Below are 18,224 nucleotides of genomic sequence, written 5' to 3'. Positions count from 1 at the left end.
GTCACAGACAAGTTCTGTCGTGGCTTCGTCAACGGCTTTTGGGAGGTGTTTCATGAAATCGTTTATTGGCGCAATCGCGGTCGCTGCGGTGCTTGCTACCCCGGTGGTGTCGTTTGCTCAGTCGAACGGGCCCGTCACGCGTGCCCAGGTGCGTGCGGAACTCGCGCAGGTGCAGAAGGCGGAAAGAGGCGCGAGCTTGTGGAATACGGGCGACGCGCACTATCCGGACGGGCTCGCGGCTGCGGAATCGCAAGTGGTCGCGCAAAGCGGCGCGTCGCAAACGAGCGGTTATGGCCCTGCAACGAACGGCACGTCGCAGTCGGGGCGTGCTCAGGTTCCGCAAGCGGCCGCAGGCGGCAACGACTGGTTGAAGGCTTCGGGTTCCTACAACCATCCGTAAGCTTCGCGAAGCTTGCTTCTACGCGGCTCGCCTTGAGCGTGGCGGTCGTACGGTCGGGCGGGGAGGCGCGGAAGGCGGGGAACTGTGCCGCATGAACGCCTTATCCGCGCGAGCTTTGCGTTGGACGCTTACGCCGGTGCTTTAGGTGTCTTTCTGGCAGTAGCCTTCTTTGCGGGAGGTTTCTTTGCAGCAATCTTTTTTGCGGCAGTCTCTTTTGTCGCAGCCTTCCTGGTGGCACTTCGCGCGACGCGCTTGACGGCGTCGTCGTCTGCTTTGCGCGTGTCGAGTTTCAGTTCGACCCATGCGGGTGCATGGTCGCTCGCATGCGCTTCGCCTCGCACCCATTTGTCGACGCCCGCATCGCGCAGCGCGGACGCCACCGGCGCGCTCAGCAGCAGATGATCGATGCGCAGGCCGGAATTCGTTTCCCAATGCCGCCTGAAGTAATCCCAGAACGTGAATATCTTCTCGTCGGGATAGCGCTTGCGCAGTGCATCGGTCCAACCCTGTTCGAGCAGGCGCGCATAGCATTCGCGGCTTTCGGGTTGCAACAGCGCATCCTTCAGCCAGGAGCGCGGGTTGTAGATATCGAAGTCGGTAGGCACGACGTTATAGTCGCCGGCCAGTACGACCGGATGACCGCTGTCGAAAAGCGTCTGCGCGTAAGCGATCAGGCGTTCGAACCATTCGAGCTTGTAGTCGAATTTTGGACCCGGCTGCGGGTTGCCGTTCGGCAGATACAGGCAGCCGACCAGCAAACCGTTGACGGCCGCTTCGATATAGCGGCTATGCGTATCGGCGTCGCCGCCGGGTAGTCCGCGCCGCGTCTCGGTGGGCTTCACGCCTTTGGCCAGTATCGCGACGCCGTTCCACGCCGTCTGCCCATGCCAGATCGCGCCATAACCGGCATCGCGCAGTTCGGCTTCCGGAAACGCGCTGTCAGGCGCCTTCAGTTCCTGCAGGCACGCAATATCGGGCTGCTCTTTCTCGAGCCATGCGACGAGCGACGGTAAACGCGAGCGAATGCCGTTGATATTGAAGGTGGCGAGCTTCATGAGAGCGCATCGTTGCAAGTGCCATGCCTGTACGATGCGCTCGATGGGCCTGCATCGTCAATCGCGATGCAGGCCCGTGCCAGGCCTGTGCGGACCGATGCGGACCGATGCGGAACGGTAGGCGCCGCTAGCGAAGCTAAGCCTTCCGCAGATGCGGGCCGATCAGCGACAGGTCGGCCGGACCGAGCCGTTCGCTCGCTGTCCACGTCTGATGCCAGTACGGATAGATGAGCGGCGGCAGGCTCACCTCGTCCAGACGCGCGCGCTGTTCGGCGGTGAGCTTGAGATTCGCCGCGGCGAGGTTGTCGCGCAGCTGATCGTGGTTGCGCCCGCCGATGACCACCGACGAAACCGCCGGGCGTCCTAGCAGCCACGCGAGCGCGACCTGCGCGCCCGACACGTCGTGCTCGGCCGCGACGTCGACGAGCACGTCGACGATATTCCACAGCCGTTGCGCGTCGCGGATCGGCGGTTCGGTCCAGCCCGCGAGCTGGCGCGTGCCCTCGGGCGTCGTATCGCGGCGGTGCTTGCCTGAGAGCAAGCCGCCCGCAAGCGGACTCCAGACCAGAATGCCGAGCCCCTGATCCTGCGCGATCGGCGCGAGTTCATATTCGGCTTCGCGCGCTTCGAGCGTGTAGTGGATCTGTTGGCTGATAAAGCGCGGCAAGCGGTCGCGCTCGCTGATATGCAGCGCCTTCATCAGATGCCAGCCCGAATAGTTCGAGCATCCCACATAGCGGATCTTGCCTTGCCGCACGAGCAGGTCCAGCGCTTCGAGCGTTTCTTCGAGCGGCGTGATGCCGTCCCACTCGTGCACCTGGTAGAGGTCGATGACGTCGGTGTTCAGGCGCTTCAGGCTCGCCTCGCATGCGCGCACGAGGTGATAGCGCGACAGCCCGCGATCGTTCGGGCCGTCGCCCATCGCAAAGCGCGCCTTCGACGCGATCAGCACGCCGTTCTTGCGCTTGCCGCCAAGCGCGGCGCCGACGATCTCCTCGGACGCGCCATCGGAATAGACATCGGCGGTATCGATCAGATTGACCCCGGCATCGAGGCACAGATCGATTTGCCGGCGCGCTTCGTCGAGGCCGACGTCGCCGACGCTCGCGAATTTGCCCTTGCCGCCCATTGTCATCGTGCCGAGCGTGATGGTCGACACCATGAGGCCCGAGCGGCCAAGCTGACGGTATTCCATGATCTGACAGTCTCCGTGTTCAGAGGATTGATTTGACAGTTGTGTGATGCCTCGCGTATCGCTTTCGATACCAAAGCATTGTGTAAGGCGTCGTTGCTGCGCTTGCGGTGATCGCAGCCTTCGAGCCCGCTGTCACTATAGGCGAAATGGCTGTAATTTTTTCGATGAGGAAAATTCGCCGCGAGTACGGGATCGACTATTCCCGTCGTCGATGCGCTTTGGCGCAGGTCGAGCGAACGCCCGGTCAAAGACCGGTGGCGGCCAAACCCGGTTCTTTTTCGACGGAAAGCTCGCTCGCGCCGACCGGGCGTTGATAGAGAAAGCCTTGGCCGAACGGCACGCCGAGCTCGCGCAGCGCCGCATGCTGTGCTTCGGTTTCGACGCCTTCGGCGATCACTTCCATGCCGAAGTGTCTGGCGACGGCGGCAATGGCCTTGATCAGCGCGGTGCCGCCTTTGTCGATCTGCCGTACGAACTGGCCGTCGATCTTCACGTAATCGAAAGGAAAGCGGCCGAGCAGATCAAGATTGCTGTGCTGCGTGCCGAAGTCGTCGATCGCGAACTGCACGCCGCGCGCTTTCAATACATCGAAAATGGCTTGCGTGCGCGGCTGCCTTGCAAGCAGAAAGCGTTCGGTCAATTCGAGAATCAGCGTAACGCCTGGCGGAAGCGCATCGCTCACCGCCAGAACATCGGCCACGAAGTCTTTGCGCTGCAAATCCATCGGCGCGACGTTGACCGCGACGCGCAGTGGCCGGATCGCGGTTTTCTGCGCGATATCGGCAGCGGCGGTGCGCAGCGCGAAACGCGTGATCTGGGCGAGCAGCGGGCTGCGTTCGACCTGCGTCATGAACACCGACGGGCTGACCGAGCCCCAGCGCGGATGCGTCCAGCGAATCAGCGCTTCGACGCCGACGATGCGCCGCGTCTCGATCTCGACCACGGGCTGATAGACGACATGCAGTTGTCCGAGCCGCAAGCCGCGCCGTACCGCGGCGAGCAACTGGCGCTGCGGCGCCAGTGCGAGCAGGGCAATCGCCGCGATCAGCAGGTCGAACAGAATCGCGAGCGCGCCGAACAGCAGCCCGTAGCGCCAGTGCATCTGCGTGGCGAGCGCGGCCGATGCGAGCACCGCGATCGAGAACGGCCATTGCGTCGAATAGACGCGCGTGCCGATCCTGCCTGGCGTTTTGATCGCCGGGACGAATTCGCCTTTGTCGTTGAGCACGCCCGAGCCCGGCATCGACAGAAAGACCTGTTGCGCGCCATAGCGTATGCCGTGTGAAAGCGCATCGGCCACATAGGCGCCTTCGATCGTGTATTGCACGCCTGCGCCGTCGCCTGTGGGTTCGTACATCGAAATAACCGGCGTGCCGGGCTGAAACGGTGTGCCCGCAAGCAGATTGACGATCACGCCGTGCGAGTCGGGTGTGCCGCGCGGCACATACGACGAGAGCGGCACGCTCAACGGACCCATCGACGACGAGCAATAGAGCTGGTCGTTATCGACGAGGTTGATCGAACGCACATACTGGACGTAGGTTTCGAACTCGGAGAGTTGCAGCGAGATTTTCGCGCAGCGTTCGCCGACCAGTTCGCGTAACGCGTCGCGGCGTCCGTTCCGCACGCTCGTTAACATGCGGTCGAGCGACTCCACCATGTCATGGCCGATCAGGCTTTCGCGCTCCGCGACTTCGTGGTCCGCGTAGTGTTCGCCCCAAAGCACGGCGCCTGCCGTGACGCCAAGACAACAGAGCGCGGCAATGGCGAGCGCAAGGCGCGGCGCGACGTTGCGCTTGACGCTCGCTTCTTCTTGCGGCTCGGAGAATTTCCCCTCAGCGGAGTTCGACGGATCGTACATGGTCGCGTGACGACTAGGCTTGGCCCGCGCCGGTCGCGGCGGGATACTGTCCGTTGAGTGGAGACGACGCGGTATTGTACCCGCGCAAGCTGACGGCAACGCCGCGATGTGCACGTTCGGCAACAACGGGCGTTGCGTTTGAGGGACGGCCGGGTTGGCGGCCTGCTTAAAGGCTTGGTTAACGGCCTGGGTTAACGGCCCGGCCGGGCGCCGGGTTGAGTCGGCATTACCCGCATGCACCAATTTCGCCGCACGCGGTGCAAAAGTCGCAGCCGTCCTTGCGAATCACCGCGTTCGCACCGCAGGTGCCGCATTGGCGGCCGTGCATCGAACGCAAGCCGTGCAGCGCGGGCTCGTCTTGCGGTTGTCGCGCTTCGTCCGCCGCGGCCGCTTGATGTTGCTGTTGTTGCGCGTTCAGATTCGCCGAAATCGGTAAAGGCAATCCGTGCGTATGCGGCAGACGCGCGAGCAGCCGCGACGGCACCTGATTGCCCTCGGCATCGAGGAAGCCGCGCCGGTGCAGAATCTGCTGCAACGCATAGGCGAGCGCCGCGACTTCCGAGTCGTGCCAGCGCGGCGAGCGCGTGCCGTCGACACGTTGCACGTCGCCGAGGCGCACCTGGCCTCGGTCCCATGAAACCTTACGCAGATCCTGCAGATTGCGTGCGACGAAGCCGCCGCGCGCGGCCAGCGACAGCGAGCGCATGGTCGCGGTGATCCATTGCTGCGATTCGTCGCGCTGGCCGGCCGGGATAAAGAATTCGATTGGCCGCTCGATCGTCACGTCGGCACCGCCGATGCGTCCCGTCACTTCCATGAACGACACCGCGAGGTACAGTGACTTCTTGCCCGCCTGCGTCAGGTATTCGACTTTCTCGATGATCGCGGGCATTTCGCCCTTGGGCCGATGATCGATGGCGATTCGCAGCGGGTCGAGGCCGGTCTCGCCGATCGCATCGGCCGGTTGCGGCGTGTCGACCGACAGCACCGCGCCGAGCGTTTCGTTCGGCCGATAGGTCGCGAGACCCTTGAGGCCGCCTTTCCATGCGTCGAAATAAAGGCTTTCGAATGCTTCGAACGGGTAATCGGCAGGCACGTTGACGGTTTTGGAAATCGACGTGTCGATATAGGGCTGCACTGCGGCCATCATGTCGAGGTGATCGCGCGCGGACATGTCGAGGGCGCTCACGAAGTAGCCGGGCAAGCGCTCGACGTCGCCGCCGAGTTCGCGATAGAGCCGGTACGCGTGGTCTTCCACCGCGAACGACGCGCGGCTGCCGTCGGGCATCACTTTCATTCGCGTATACGTCCAGGAAAACGCGGGTTCGATGCCGTTCGACGCGTTGTCCGCGAACGCAAGGCTGACTGTGCCGGTCGGCGCGATCGACAGCAGGTGGCTGTTGCGAATGCCGTGCTTGCGGATCGCATCTTTCGCATCGTCGGGCAGACGCGATGCGAACGTGCCTACCTCGAGATACTGCGCGGCATCGAAGCGCGGAAACGCACCGCGTTCGCGCGCGAGTTCGACCGATGCGCGATACGCTTCGTCGCGCATCAGGCGCGCGACTTTCGCCGCGAATTCGCGGCCTTCGGCCGAGTCGTAACGCAGGCCGAGCATGACGAGCGTGTCGCCGAGGCCCGTGAAGCCGACGCCGATGCGGCGCTTTGCGCGCGACTCGGCGTATTGCTCCTCGAGCGGCCACAGCGTGACGTCGAGCACGTCGTCGAGAAAGCGCACCTGCGTGCGCGTGCGCGCGGCGAGCGCGTCCCAGTCGAAGGATGGCGTGCGGCCTTGCATCTGCGCGAACGGATCGGCGACGAAGCGCGTGAGATTGAGCGGTCCGAGATTGCAGCAACCGTACGACGGCAGCGGTTGTTCGCCGCACGGATTCGTCGCGCGGATCGATTCGATCGCGCGCAGATTGTTGTCGTCGTTCATGCGCGACATGAATACGATGCCGGGCTCGGCGACATCGTAGGTCGAGCGCATGATCCTGTTCCAGATGTCGCGCGCGCGATGCTCGCTATATACCCACAGGCCGTCGGCGCGCTGGCGCATGTCGCCCGATGCGCGCATCGACGGCGACGGTTCCGCGCGATGCACGAGCTGCCACGGAAGGTCGTTTTCGACGGCTTGCATGAATGCGTCGGTGACGGCCACGGATACGTTGAAGTTGTTCCAGCGTCCCTTCGAATGCTTCGCTTCGATAAAATCGAGCAGATCCGGGTGCGAGCAATCGAGCACGGCCATTTGCGCGCCGCGCCGCGAGCCGGCGCTTTCGACCGTGCGGCACGAGGCGTCGAACACATCGATATAGCTGCACGGGCCGGAGGCCGATGAACTCGTTGTATGCACGCGCGCGCCGCGCGGGCGGATCGCCGAGAAGTTGTAGCCGACGCCGCCGCCGCGCCGCATCGTTTCGGCCGCCTGCAGCAGCGCAACATAAATGCCGGGCAGGCCTTCTTCGTCGACGCCCTGAATGCTGTCGCCAACCGGCTGCACGAAGCAATTGATAAGCGTCGCCGCGATGCCGGTGCCGGCCGCGCTCATGATGCGGCCCGCGCCCAGCGCGCCGTGCCGCAGGTTGTCGGCGAAACGCTCTTCGATCTGCGCGCGCAATGCTTCGGGTTCGGCCATCGCCACGCCGCGCGCGACGCGGCGGTAAACATCGTCCGCATTGCGCTCGTCGCCTTTCGCGTACTTTTCGAGCAGCACGTCGAGAGAAAACTGTTGGGGCGCGATGGCGTGGTCGAGCGGGCGGATTTCGTTGTCGGTGTCGGCCATGGGCAGTCTCCAGGCGCCATTGCGCACGGTGCGCAACGGCACGATCAGAGCCACCTTAACGCAGACAGCGGGGCGCTGCAATGCAGAGCCCTACTGTTGCGCATGCTTTGCCGCATCCTCGATCATTGTCGCCACCTGCCGCGGCCGCGCTCAGCTGCCGAAATAGATGTTGCAGAAGCTGACCGGGCCGACACAGTTCGAATGCATCGGCGCGTGCCGGTGCATGCTGGAACCCGTTGCGGACGTGCCTTGCGCAACGCCGCCGTACGAGGAGTCCTGCTGGGCGCCGATCTTTGCATCGGCAGCCTGAATGTCGGCCGGGTAGTGCACGTCTTCGCCGGTCGACGGGTTGTATCCCGCCTGTTCGACGCGAACCAGATCGGCACGTACTTCAGCGCGCGTGACCGGATCGGTTGTTTGCGCGTGAGCCACGATCGGACCGGCGAGCAAGGTAGCGGCGAGCATGGCGGCAACAGTGAGCTTGTTCATTAGTTGGACTCCTTAACGAGTGAGTTGGAGGTCGGAAGCCGGTCGTGAGGTGCGCTTCCAGCACATAACGTGATTCGATCCAGCATCGGAAATGCGCTTCGGCTCTACTCAACCGCGCTTGCGCACTTGCGATGGGTGAAATTTAGTTTTGGAGCGGGGAAGCGTAAAGGGATACGATCGTCGCCTCTGGTGCGACGAGCGTCAGGCTTGCCGATACGTTGGATCAAACGAAGCAGCGCGGGCTTTGCGGCGCGGTATACGGACTATACGTTCGGATAATGGGCATGGCCCGCGAACTATCCGTTCGCACAAGCCGATTGCACCACGCGATACGCGATACGCGTTCGCGCTCACCGGAGGTGAACGCCGCGGCAGCGAGGAACGGCATGGGCGGCAGCCCGCATCCGGCAGATCACTGAATGGCGACTTCCTCGGACACGTCGAAGTGCGCCATATAGTCGCGATAGCGTTCGCGTTCTTCCTCGGCTCGCAGTCCGAAGTCGGCGAAGCGGTAGACGTTCTTGCCGTAGCCGCCGGTCGGCTTGCGTGCGATCTGCTCCTGCAGCCGATCGAGATATGCCGCCGTGAACTCGAGCTCGAAGTGATCGTAAATTTGCCGTATCGTGTCGAGCGGCGCAGCCGTGAGCGCCTTGTAGTGCACGTGAAACACATGCTTGTCCGGCCATAGGCCGCGCGCGTCGGCCGCGATGATCTGTCGTGCGCCGTTTGCCCAGTCGGAGCTGATCTGCTGGCCGATGGCATGCTGGTCGATGTGCCGCGCAAACGGCTTGCGCAGCACTTCCGTTAGCCGCGCGACCGACGGCAGCACCTTCAGCGGATCGCGATGCGTGAAGATCACGCGCGCGTCGGGGTAGACCTCGCGCAGCGCTTCCATCGCGAACACGTGGTCGGGGCACTTCAGCACGCAGCGCGTCGCGCGCGGCCCCTGCAGATGCTGCAGGAAGCGCCGGTGCGTGCGATACCCCTGAACGTGGCCGGCCTGTTGCACCCACCGTTTGTACGACGGCACGTGGTAAATCGTCTCGAAGCGCAGGCTGCGAAAACTGTGCGCGGTGAACTCCGTGCATTCCTGCGGCGTCAGTGCGGTGAACGGGTGGACGTTATGCAGATCGGGCGCGAGCCGATGGAAGAAATCGAACTGGCGCTGCACCTTGCGCGGGCCTGCGCGGCGCCCGGCGGCAGGATGGTCCGGATAGGGGTAGATGGCCTGCCAGCAGCGCGGCGCAAAGCTGGCGACGTCTTCGGCGAGCAGCGAGTGGAGAAACGACGAACCGCTGCGCGGCATGCCGAGCACGAACACCGGTTGCGTGATCGGCCGCTCGAGAATGCCGGGATCGGCAAGCTCCCTGTCGCGCAGAATGAGCAGATTCGTGAGTAGCCGCAGATTGTCCCAGTGTGTCGAGACGCGACCGAACAGGTTCAGGTCCGCTTCCTCATAGACTGCCGTCTGCAACTGGTCCAGCGCGTCCTCGATCGGCTCGGCGCCGAAATCGTGCAGGCCCGTTTTCGCGCGTGCGCAGGACAGCAATTCGGCTGCGGAAAGCCGGGAGTTCGTCAGCGCGAGCCGCGAAATGCTATGCGTGTTGTGTATCCATTGTTTTAACAAGGTACCCTCCCGCATCCTGCCGGTTTGTGTAGCGTGAACTGCTCAGGGCTTGTCTTCACCACGTACGCGCAGCCGCCTTGCGGACCGGATCGACTCGTTCTGCGATCCTGTCGAATTGCGGAAAGAGGCCCCGCAATCCATTTGATACCGGTGTGCTGGGATCATTCTAGTTCATCGGGTCGAATCGATTCAGTGCGGTACGCAATTCGTTTGCCCGGCGGGGGCGTGCGCGAAAAGTCGGGTCTTGCGAGGAGGGGAAACGTCGCTGCACGGACGGATCAACGCAGGGCGCTGAAGCGGCGCCGAGGCGGTGTCGACGCGGTGTCGACGCGGTGTCGAGTGAGTAAGCGAGCGATGGGGACAGTGGGCGAAGCGAGCGAAATGGCAGCATTCGCCTGATCGAGCGCATCGGCGACTCGTAACTGTGGTAGCTCACATGTTGCGCTGGAACGAGGCGCGCGAATGATCGCCGCGGTCAAGCGCGTGCCACGCTCGGGATAACCGGATACGGCTGGCCGGAAGCGATCGAGCGCCGGCGCTGCACGTCAAAGCGTGAGAACGCGTTCGCCAAAAGCGGCAACCGCGCTGCGCGTCTTCGCACGCGATAACGTTGCCGTACCGGCGGCAAAGATCCGTTGTAAAGCGTGCTACATGCTTGCGGTCTAGATGCCGTTGATCAGGTTGGCGAGGATATCCGCTGCGATCATGGCGGCCGCGTTCAGCGGTGCGGGCCTTTCGGCCGGCTTGAACACCGCGTCGCCGCGCCGGATCTTGCGGCGCGATACCGCGCACGTGCCTGAAGTGTGTGCCGAGCGGCGGCGCCAACGCTGTTCCCCATAGTGGCATTTACCGGGTTCGACCCAGCGGATTACCAGCGTGTTTTCGGAGCGCTCGAGAATCTCGATGCGCAAGCCGTTGGCACCGAGCAGTGGTACGCACTCTAACGTCGTCATGGTCGGCTCCGTAAATTCGGGTGTGCCCGAATGTAGTCCCGTCGGCGCGGCAGCGCCATTGTGCGGGCGTTGAAACACTGTTGCCTGATCCGAAATAATTGGGATGAAAGCTTTTGAAGTACGGCGAGACCGGCCTTTCCGACGTGCGGCGCCCGGCCGATCGCATTCCCGCAACAAGCTTTTGTACCCCGTGCACGGCCTGCACAGGCCGACGGGCCGGGGATGTCCCCGTCCTTTAAGATGTGCAGACCGGAGGTCTGTGCGACACGCGCCGCGCTTCTCGCGCGCACGGCGAACAATCCTCGCCCCCCAATAACACATGAAGAGGCCATATGATTCCACGCCCACCCGCTGTTCCTCCGGGCCCCCCGCCGCGCGTAACGGCCGGCGCCGATATGGATAGCCGCCGCAGGATGCAGCGGGTCGCTTCGGCGGCGCTCTATACCGCGCTCGTGTTACTGGCGTTATGGGTGGTGCGGGATTTCATCCCCGCCGTCGCCTGGGCCTGCGTAATTGCAACCTCGCTGTGGCCGCTGTTTCGCCGGATCGAGCGGCAGGCCGCGTTCAATGGCCGCACGACGGTCATCGCGACACTGCTGACGGTTCTCGTCGCGCTGCTTTTCGTGCTGCCGGCCGCCGTCGGCATCGCGCAGGCGGCCGCGGAGGCGCATGACGTGACCGTCTGGCTGCACTACGTCGAGCAGAACGGTATCCCGATGCCGGACTTCGTATCCCATCTGCCGTTCGGCTCCGAGCAGGTCATGAACTGGTGGAACGCGAACTTAGGACAGCCGTTGAAAGCCTCGCCGGCGATGAAAGGGCTGCACGGCAACGCAGTCGTCACGTTCGGCCGCCATTTTGGTGCACGGGCCGCGCACGCGCTCATGGTGTTCGGCTTCACGCTCGTTACGCTGTTCGTCATTTTTCAGGCGGGCCCGAGCCTTTCGGGCGCGGTGCTGAAAGGCATGCGCCGCGCGTTCGGCAACGAAAGCGCGCAGCTTGCCGAGCGGATGGCGGGCGCCGTGCGCGGCACGGTGTCGGGGCTGGTCGTGGTCGGCATCGGAGAAGGCGTGCTGCTCGGCATCGCCTATGCGGTCACGGGCGTCGCACACGCGACGCTGCTCGGTGTCGTCACCGCGATCGCCGCGATGCTGCCGTTTTGCGCGCCGGTCGTATTTTGCTGCGCGGGCCTGTGGCTTTTCCTGCAAGGCGGCACGGCCGGCGCGATCGGCGTCGTCGTGTTCGGCTTCGTGGTCGTGTTTATCGCCGAGCACTTCGTGCGGCCCGTGCTGATCGGCAGCTCGACGCGGCTGCCATTTTTGCTCGTGCTGTTCGGGATACTGGGCGGCGCGGAAACGTTCGGGCTGCTCGGCGTTTTTATCGGGCCCGCCCTGATGACGGTGTTGATGGTGCTGTGGACCGACTTTGTCCGATAGGCTCCGATCAGGCGTTTCGTGCCGCCGCCGCTTACGCTTGCACGAGCGGTGCCGGCGTGGTGCGGCGGCGCGCGTCATGCATCACGACGACCTGATGCAGGACAAACCATATTTGAGGGCGGCGGGCAGCAGGGCGGACCAGGTGTCCCAATCGTGTCCGCCGCCGATGATCCGCAGCGCGGCCGGATTGCCCGCTTCGCGCAGATGCGTGTACAGCAGCGACGCTTCGGCCTCGATCACGACGTCGTGGTCGCCGGCGGCGATAAACATCGGCAGCCGGTAGGGCTGGCTCATGTAACGCGGCCAGAGCGCCGGGTAGTTCAGCGCATGCCAGATATCGGCATCGAAGCGCTGCTCGCCGAACACGTGGACGCGGCGCGCGGCCGATTGCGGCGGCGGCTCGCCCGAATAAATGGCCGGGCTTAGCAGCAGCACGCCGCAAAAGCGATCGGGCTCGAGCATCGCGTAGCGCAACGCACCGAAGCCGCCCATCGATACGCCGCCGATCGCGCGGCCTTTGCGATCGTTCGTGACCGCGTAGTGCGATTCGACATGCGGCAGTAGTTCGCCGAAGAACGCGGTTTCGATCTTCTCCTTGCGATCGACGTACCAGTCGGTGCCGCCTTGCGGCATCACGATCACGACCGGCGGGATCTCCGAGCGCGCGATCAGCGCGTCGGCGGCCGTTTGCAGATGGCCTTCGGTAATCCAGCGATGTGCGTCGTCGTCGTTGCCGTGCAGCAGATAGAGCACCGGGTAGCGCGGACCGTCGGGCGGACCGTCGGCGCGATACCCGGGCGGCAGGTAGACCACGTATGACCAGTCGCGCTGCAGCGCGGTCGAACGGAACGTGTGGCTTTGTACCGTGCTCGCCCCTGCGGCTCGCATACCCGCGGCGACCGGCGCCGATGGGCCGGTCGGAGTAGCTGCTGCGTCGACGCGAGTGTCGACCGCGGCAGCGGCGTTCGCCGTCAGGGCGAGCGTGACGAAACTGCACAGCAATCCGATGGATGGTCGAAGTGGACGTCGAAACGTTCTGCGCATGAGCGATAAAGACGGTGCGGGCGAAAGCAAACGGGTTCGTGCTAGCTCGACGACGGGTTGCCGAGCTTCGGTGCGAAGACCCGCGAAATGGGTGCCGAAACTTTCGCCACCGCAAGCAGCGCACCGATTGCGACTCCGTCTGCCATGAGGCCGAGCGGCACGTTCAGATAACCCTCGGTTGCCTTGTACAACAGCGAATCGACGACGAGGGAGATCACGGTGCCCGCGACGAAGCATAGCAGCCCTTTGCGTCCGATCTGGCCGATCCACGGCAGCCGCTCCGCGAGCTTTTTCGTCCAGCCTGCACGAATCATATGCGCGGCGAGCCACGCGATCGCGAGAAAGTTCGATACGCGCAACCACGACAGATTCTGTTTGAGGCTGCCGTCCATCGGGGCGGTCTCGATGAACAGCTTGTAATACGCGCCCACCGCGACGATCGTAATGGCGAGCGCGGTGACGAGCCAGCCGTCGCGATGCGAGGTGACACGTTCATAGACGGGCTGGCAACGCACCAGCACGCCGAGCACGAACATCAATTGCCATGCGAACGGGTTGAAGTCCCATTGCGCACCCTCGGCGATCGGCAGCACGCGGGCGACGGTCGGCGCGATCGCCCACAGCGCGATGCTGCCCGCGAGCAGCAGCCACGGCTTGCTGCGCGCGAGCGGCAGCACGGCCGGCACGGACAGCGCAAACAATGCATACATCGGCAGCACCGACGCAAGATACGGCTGGCGCCGGAACAGAAGAAGATCGCCGAGCACGGAGGCGGGCGTATCGAGCAGGTCGTCGAGATCGGTCATCGCGAGATTGGGCGCATCGATGCGCAGCGCGCTGAGCACGGCCGTGACGACGAGCATCAGCACCGCAGTGATCAGAAATGCGCGATACAACTCGAGCGCGCGCCGCAGGAAGCGTTGCCGCGCGACTGCTTCGGTGTGCCGCTCGGCAAGCGAGCGGTACGCGGTCGCCGTTGCGAAGCCGCCGAGAAAGACGAACACCTCGGCGGCGTCGCATAGCGCATACGCATGCAGCGTGAAGCGCGAGACGATGCTGCCGCCGATGTGATCGACGACGATGACAAGCAGAACGAGTCCGCGGAAGAAGTCGAGTTCGATAAGGCGAGGGGTGGGTTTTGGCATGGTGTACGGTCGATCGGCGGCCCACAGAGAGACTGCAGGCCGATATCGCGGGTTCCTGTTTCGCGCGCGTTCGATTGTTCGAAAGTGTTTCGGGGCGTTACATGGGGTGCACCGCGATCGTGCGTCGATGCAGCGCGCGTGACGATCGACATCCCTGACAAAAAAGAGATGAGCGTCTGGCGAAAACGGTTTGGAGTTTGGCCGAACTCGTACGCCGAGCGCTTCTACGATGGGCGGCTCTTCAAAATCGAGGTTCTCAGTTTTTCCGCTGTGTGTTGCCGGTGCCGATGCGCCGGTATGCGTCGATACGACGGACACGCAAGCCGCGAAAAGCCGCTGATTATTTTCATGTTGTGCAGGATATCGAAACGTGCGCGCGCAACGGCCCCGGGCCGCCGCGCAACGACGGCAGTGACGCTGGCAGCCGCCGCGCTCGTGCTGTGCGCGTGCAGCGTCGCACCCGGCATGCGCATGGCGCGCGATGCCTCCACTTCGTCGAACGGCGCTGTGCCGAATGGATCGACTGCTGCGGCGACGCGCGCCGATGCCGGCAGTGCGAGCGGCGTGCCGATTCGCGAAATCGATGCCGCGCTGCTCGCGCAGATGCGAGACGGCGCCGCGGGCGAGAGTGCCCCCGATCTGTTTTCTGCCGGCCGTCCGTACACGCTCGGCGTCGGCGATGTGCTGCAAATCACGGTATGGGATCACCCCGAACTGGCGGCCGCGCAGGGCTCGCAGACCCAGACGCAGGTGCGTGCGGCCGATGCGCCTGCGGGTTTCGTCGTCGACGACTCCGGCTGCATCCAGTTTCCGTATGCAGGCAGCGTGCGGGTCGCCGGATTGAAGGCCGACGAAGCGCGCGACCTGCTCGCGCGGCGCCTTGCCAACGTATTCCGCAATCCGCAGGTCACGGTGCGCGTTGCGTCGTTTCGCTCGGCGCAGATCTATATCGACGGCGAAGTGCATGCGCCGGGCGCGCAGCCGATCAACGACATTCCGATGACGCTTTATGAAGCGGTCGGCCGCGCAGGCGGCTTCACGGCGAATGCGGATCAGAGCCGCATGGTGCTCGTGCGCGACGGCCGCTCGTACACGGTGAATCTGTCGCAGCTTTTCGAGCAGCAGAAGAATCCGGCCAGGATCGTGCTGAAGGCGGGTGACATGCTGCGCGTCGTCTCTCGCGACGAAAACGGCGTCTACGTGATGGGCGAAATCAACCATCCGGCGACGGCAGTGCCGATGCGAAACGGCCGGCTCACGTTGAGCGATGCGGTCTCGCAGGCCGGCAGCCTGAACCAGACGAGCGCCGACGCGGCACAAATGTATGTGATCCGCGGTGCGCTGTCGGGCACGCCGAGCGTCTATCACCTCGATGCGCGATCGCCGGTCGCGATGCTGCTCGCCAACCAGTTCGAACTGCAGCCGAAGGACGTCGTCTATGTCGATGCGACGGGTCTTGCGCGCTTTAGCCGTGTGCTGAACCAGTTGCTGCCGATGATCAACACAGGCCTCACGGCTGCGGTGGTGGGCAAATGAGCGGCGTTCTGATGGTGTGCACCGCGAACGTGTGCCGCAGCCCGGTCGCGCAGGTGCTGCTCGCGAGCCGCATGCCCGGCGTTGCGGTCGCATCGGCTGGTTTGTATGCATCGGATGGCCGCGGCGCCGACGCGCTCGCCGTGCGGCTGATGGGCAGGCGCGGCCTCGATCTTTCGACGCACGCGGCTACGCCGCTCGCTGAACCGCATGTGCGCGATGCGGAACTGATCCTGACCATGACGCGCGAGCAGCGCGACGCGTTGCTCGAAGCGTGGCCGCACGCGCAAGGCAAGGTCTATCGCCTCGGCGACGCAGGCGGCTTCGATGTCGTCGACCCGTACCGGCGCGATCCATTCATCTTCGAGCTGGCGATCGCACAGATCGAGCAAGGGCTCACCGACTGGCAACCCGCCATCGGCCAACTGTGCCGCTGATTCGATGCCTACGCAAACTCATTACGTTTCGGACGCGCACAGCGCGCCCGATGAAGTCGATCTGTCGATGGTCGCGGCGGTGGTTCGCGAGAACGCCTTGCTGATCGCGTTGATCACGGCGCTGACGCTGCTGCTCGGCGTCGCCTACGCGTTGATCGCCACACCGAAGTATCGCGCCGACGCGATCGTGCAGGTCGACGACAGCACGAGTCTCGTCAACGACAAGCTTGGCGATCTCGCCGCGCTGTTCGACGGCAAGGCGACGACCGAAGCCGAGATCGAGCTGATCCGCTCGCGGCAGGTGGTCGACTACGCGGTGCGCATGCTGCATCTGGATATCGATGTGCAGCCGCGCTATGTCCCGATCGTCGGCGCGTGGCTTGCGCGCCGTGCGACGCCGGGCCAGTCCGGCACGCCCGTGTTCGGTCTCGCGCGTTTCGCGTGGGGCGGCGAAGTGCTGAACGTCACGCAGTTCGACGTGCCGCCGCGCCTCTACGACCAGCGCTTTACGCTGCGCGTGGGTGCCGGCCGCACGTTCTCGCTGATCGACCCGGATGGTCTCGTCGTGGCGAAAGGCGAGACCGGGCTCAGCGTCGATGGACAGACGAAGGACGGGCCGCTGCGCCTTTACGTGGAAAGCTTCGTCGCGCGCGAAGGTACCGAGTTCACGCTCGCGCGTGCCTCGCGGCAACTGACTACCGAAGCGCTGCAAGCCGCGCTCGACGTCAAGGAGAAAGCGCGGCAGTCCGGCGTGATTTCGATCGTGCTCGAAGGCAAGAACAGCGAGCGCACTGCGCAGACCGTCAACACGATCGCGCAGCGTTACGTGCAGCGCAACGTCGATCTGAAGTCGGGCCAGGCGCAACAGATGCTCGATTTCCTCGATCTTCAGTTGCCGCGCCTGCGCGCGGATCTCGACCGCGCCGAGCAGCGTTACAACGCATTCCGCAATCAGCACGGCACCGTCGATCTCGCCGAAGAAACGCGTCTGCTGCTGCGCGCGATTGTCGATGGCAAGGAAAAGATGCTTGCGCTCGAGCAGCAGCGCGACGAACTGGCGCCGCGCTTCGCGCCCGGCCATCCGTCGCTCGCTGCGATCGACGCGCAGCTCGCGGGTTTGCGCCGCGAGCAGGACCGGCTCGAGCAGCAGGTGAAGAAGCTGCCCGACACGCAGCAGGTTGCGCTCGGCCTGCAGCGCGATGTCGAAGTGAACACGCAGCTGTACACGAAGCTGATGGACAGCGCGCAGCAACTGCGCGTGCTGCGTGCGGGGCAGCAGGGCAACGCACGCATCGTCGACTATGCCGTGACCGCGGAAAAGCCGGTCAAGCCGCGCAAGGCGCTCGTGATCGGCGCGGCGGCGCTCATCGGTCTCGTACTCGGCGTGAGCGCGGCGTTCGTGCGCCGTTCGCTCACGCGGGGGCTCGAGCATACGTTCGATATCGAGCAGGCGTCGGGCGTACCGGTCTATGCATCGATTTCGCACAGTACGCGCCAGGCCAAATTGCAGCGCATGCGCCGCGGCACGCGCGGCGCGTCGGCGGTGCTTGCGGTCAGTGCGCCGCAAGACGTCGCAGTCGAAGGCGTGCGCAGCCTGCGCACCGCGCTGCAGTTCCGCATGGGCGCCGATGCGATCAACAACGTCGTGATGGTCACTGGCCCACGGCCCGGCGTGGGCAAGTCGTTCCTGTCGGTGAACCTGGCCGCGGTGCTCGCCGCGGCGGGCAAGCACGTTCTGCTGATCGATGCGGATCTGCGGCGCGGCAGTATCGAATCGTATGTCGATGTCGCGCGCGTGCCGGGTCTCGCCGACCTTCTTGGCGGCGCTGCGCCCGGCAGCGTGGTTCAGCGCGGCGTGCTGCCCGGGCTCGACGTGCTGTCGCGGGGCACGAGCACGGCGACGCCGGCCGAGCTTCTGATGGGCGAACGCTTTACCGAGGCGATCGAACAGTTTTCTCGCGCGTACGACGTCGTGATCGTCGATACGCCGCCGGTGCTCGCCGTGACCGATTCAATGCTGATCGGCAAGCACGCGGGCACCACGTTGCTTGCGATGCGGCACGGCCGTCATTCCGGCGCGGAGTTGCGCCACACGATGCGTCTGCTCGGCAGCGCGGGCGTTGCGGTCAGCGGCATCGTGCTCTGCGATGTGCCGCAACGCGCGAGCACCTATGGCGGCTTTTCGCCGTACGAGAGCGTGACGCAATGAACGGATTGTCGATGCAGGTGAACAGCGCAGTGCAACGCGCCTTGAATTGCGCGGT

Annotated in this window: 14 protein-coding genes; 5 read left to right on the top strand and 9 right to left on the bottom strand. The window is 64.4% G+C overall.

Annotated elements, in window-relative coordinates:
- The first annotated feature begins 52 nt into the window (after positions 1 to 52).
- Positions 53 to 400 (top strand): DUF4148 domain-containing protein, encoded by a 348-nt coding sequence (locus BTO02_RS30195; protein ID WP_075160691.1) that lies wholly within the window; start codon positions 53 to 55, stop codon positions 398 to 400.
- 128 nt (positions 401 to 528) lie between these two features.
- Here BTO02_RS30195 and xth read toward each other — a convergent pair whose 3' ends face one another.
- The 7 genes from xth to BTO02_RS30160 all read right to left on the bottom strand — a co-directional run bounded on the left by xth (position 529) and on the right by BTO02_RS30160 (position 10,365).
- The gene (xth, locus tag BTO02_RS30190; protein ID WP_075160690.1) at positions 529 to 1,455 is read right to left on the bottom strand and encodes an exodeoxyribonuclease III; all 927 of its coding nucleotides are present in this window, start codon (positions 1,453 to 1,455) and stop codon (positions 529 to 531) included.
- 136 nt (positions 1,456 to 1,591) lie between these two features.
- On the bottom strand, positions 1,592 to 2,650 hold the full coding sequence (locus tag BTO02_RS30185) for an aldo/keto reductase (protein ID WP_075160689.1): 1,059 nt from the start codon (positions 2,648 to 2,650) through the stop codon (positions 1,592 to 1,594).
- 244 nt (positions 2,651 to 2,894) lie between these two features.
- On the bottom strand, positions 2,895 to 4,511 hold the full coding sequence (locus tag BTO02_RS30180) for an EAL domain-containing protein (protein ID WP_083615451.1): 1,617 nt from the start codon (positions 4,509 to 4,511) through the stop codon (positions 2,895 to 2,897).
- A 226-nt stretch (positions 4,512 to 4,737) separates the two neighbouring features.
- On the bottom strand, positions 4,738 to 7,296 hold the full coding sequence (locus tag BTO02_RS30175) for an adenosylcobalamin-dependent ribonucleoside-diphosphate reductase (protein ID WP_075161531.1): 2,559 nt from the start codon (positions 7,294 to 7,296) through the stop codon (positions 4,738 to 4,740).
- Positions 7,297 to 7,446: 150 nt separating this feature from the next.
- The gene (locus BTO02_RS30170) at positions 7,447 to 7,785 is read right to left on the bottom strand and encodes a DUF4148 domain-containing protein (RefSeq protein ID WP_075160688.1); all 339 of its coding nucleotides are present in this window, start codon (positions 7,783 to 7,785) and stop codon (positions 7,447 to 7,449) included.
- A gap of 412 nt (positions 7,786 to 8,197) precedes the next feature.
- Complete coding sequence (locus BTO02_RS30165; protein WP_075160687.1) at positions 8,198 to 9,412, bottom strand: sulfotransferase family protein; 1,215 nt, start codon at positions 9,410 to 9,412, stop codon at positions 8,198 to 8,200.
- Between the two features lie 662 nt (positions 9,413 to 10,074).
- Positions 10,075 to 10,365 carry a DUF3331 domain-containing protein gene (locus BTO02_RS30160; RefSeq protein WP_075160686.1) on the bottom strand — a complete coding sequence of 97 codons (291 nt, stop codon included), beginning with the start codon at positions 10,363 to 10,365 and terminating at the stop codon, positions 10,075 to 10,077.
- Positions 10,366 to 10,697: 332 nt separating this feature from the next.
- Between BTO02_RS30160 and BTO02_RS30155 the strand changes: the two genes are divergently transcribed.
- Positions 10,698 to 11,801, top strand: coding sequence for an AI-2E family transporter (locus tag BTO02_RS30155; RefSeq protein ID WP_075160685.1), 1,104 nt, complete (start codon positions 10,698 to 10,700; stop codon positions 11,799 to 11,801).
- Positions 11,802 to 11,882: 81 nt separating this feature from the next.
- Here BTO02_RS30155 and BTO02_RS30150 read toward each other — a convergent pair whose 3' ends face one another.
- Together BTO02_RS30150 and BTO02_RS30145 are read right to left on the bottom strand one after the other, a co-directional pair.
- A complete protein-coding gene (locus BTO02_RS30150) occupies positions 11,883 to 12,689 on the bottom strand; it encodes an alpha/beta hydrolase (RefSeq protein ID WP_075161530.1) in 807 nt (268 codons plus the stop codon).
- Between the two features lie 197 nt (positions 12,690 to 12,886).
- Entirely contained in the window at positions 12,887 to 13,990 is a 1,104-nt protein-coding gene (locus BTO02_RS30145) for an OpgC domain-containing protein (RefSeq protein WP_075160684.1), read from the bottom strand.
- A 348-nt stretch (positions 13,991 to 14,338) separates the two neighbouring features.
- Between BTO02_RS30145 and BTO02_RS30140 the strand changes: the two genes are divergently transcribed.
- Genes BTO02_RS30140 through BTO02_RS30130 form a run of 3 tightly spaced genes read left to right on the top strand, consistent with a single transcriptional unit; the run spans position 14,339 to position 18,169 of the window.
- A complete protein-coding gene (locus tag BTO02_RS30140; RefSeq protein ID WP_083615547.1) occupies positions 14,339 to 15,526 on the top strand; it encodes a polysaccharide biosynthesis/export family protein in 1,188 nt (395 codons plus the stop codon).
- The gene (locus tag BTO02_RS30135) at positions 15,523 to 15,960 is read left to right on the top strand and encodes an arsenate reductase/protein-tyrosine-phosphatase family protein (RefSeq protein ID WP_075160683.1); all 438 of its coding nucleotides are present in this window, start codon (positions 15,523 to 15,525) and stop codon (positions 15,958 to 15,960) included. Before BTO02_RS30140 ends, BTO02_RS30135 begins: the two co-directional genes overlap by 4 nt.
- Before the next feature lie 4 nt (positions 15,961 to 15,964).
- On the top strand, positions 15,965 to 18,169 hold the full coding sequence (locus BTO02_RS30130) for a polysaccharide biosynthesis tyrosine autokinase (protein ID WP_075160682.1): 2,205 nt from the start codon (positions 15,965 to 15,967) through the stop codon (positions 18,167 to 18,169).
- Positions 18,170 to 18,224: the final 55 nt, after the last annotated feature.

Source organism: Paraburkholderia sp. SOS3 (assembly GCF_001922345.1).
Lineage (GTDB): Bacteria > Pseudomonadota > Gammaproteobacteria > Burkholderiales > Burkholderiaceae > Paraburkholderia.
Note: the sequence above shows the minus strand (reverse complement) of the source record. Positions and strands in the feature narration are given on the sequence as shown.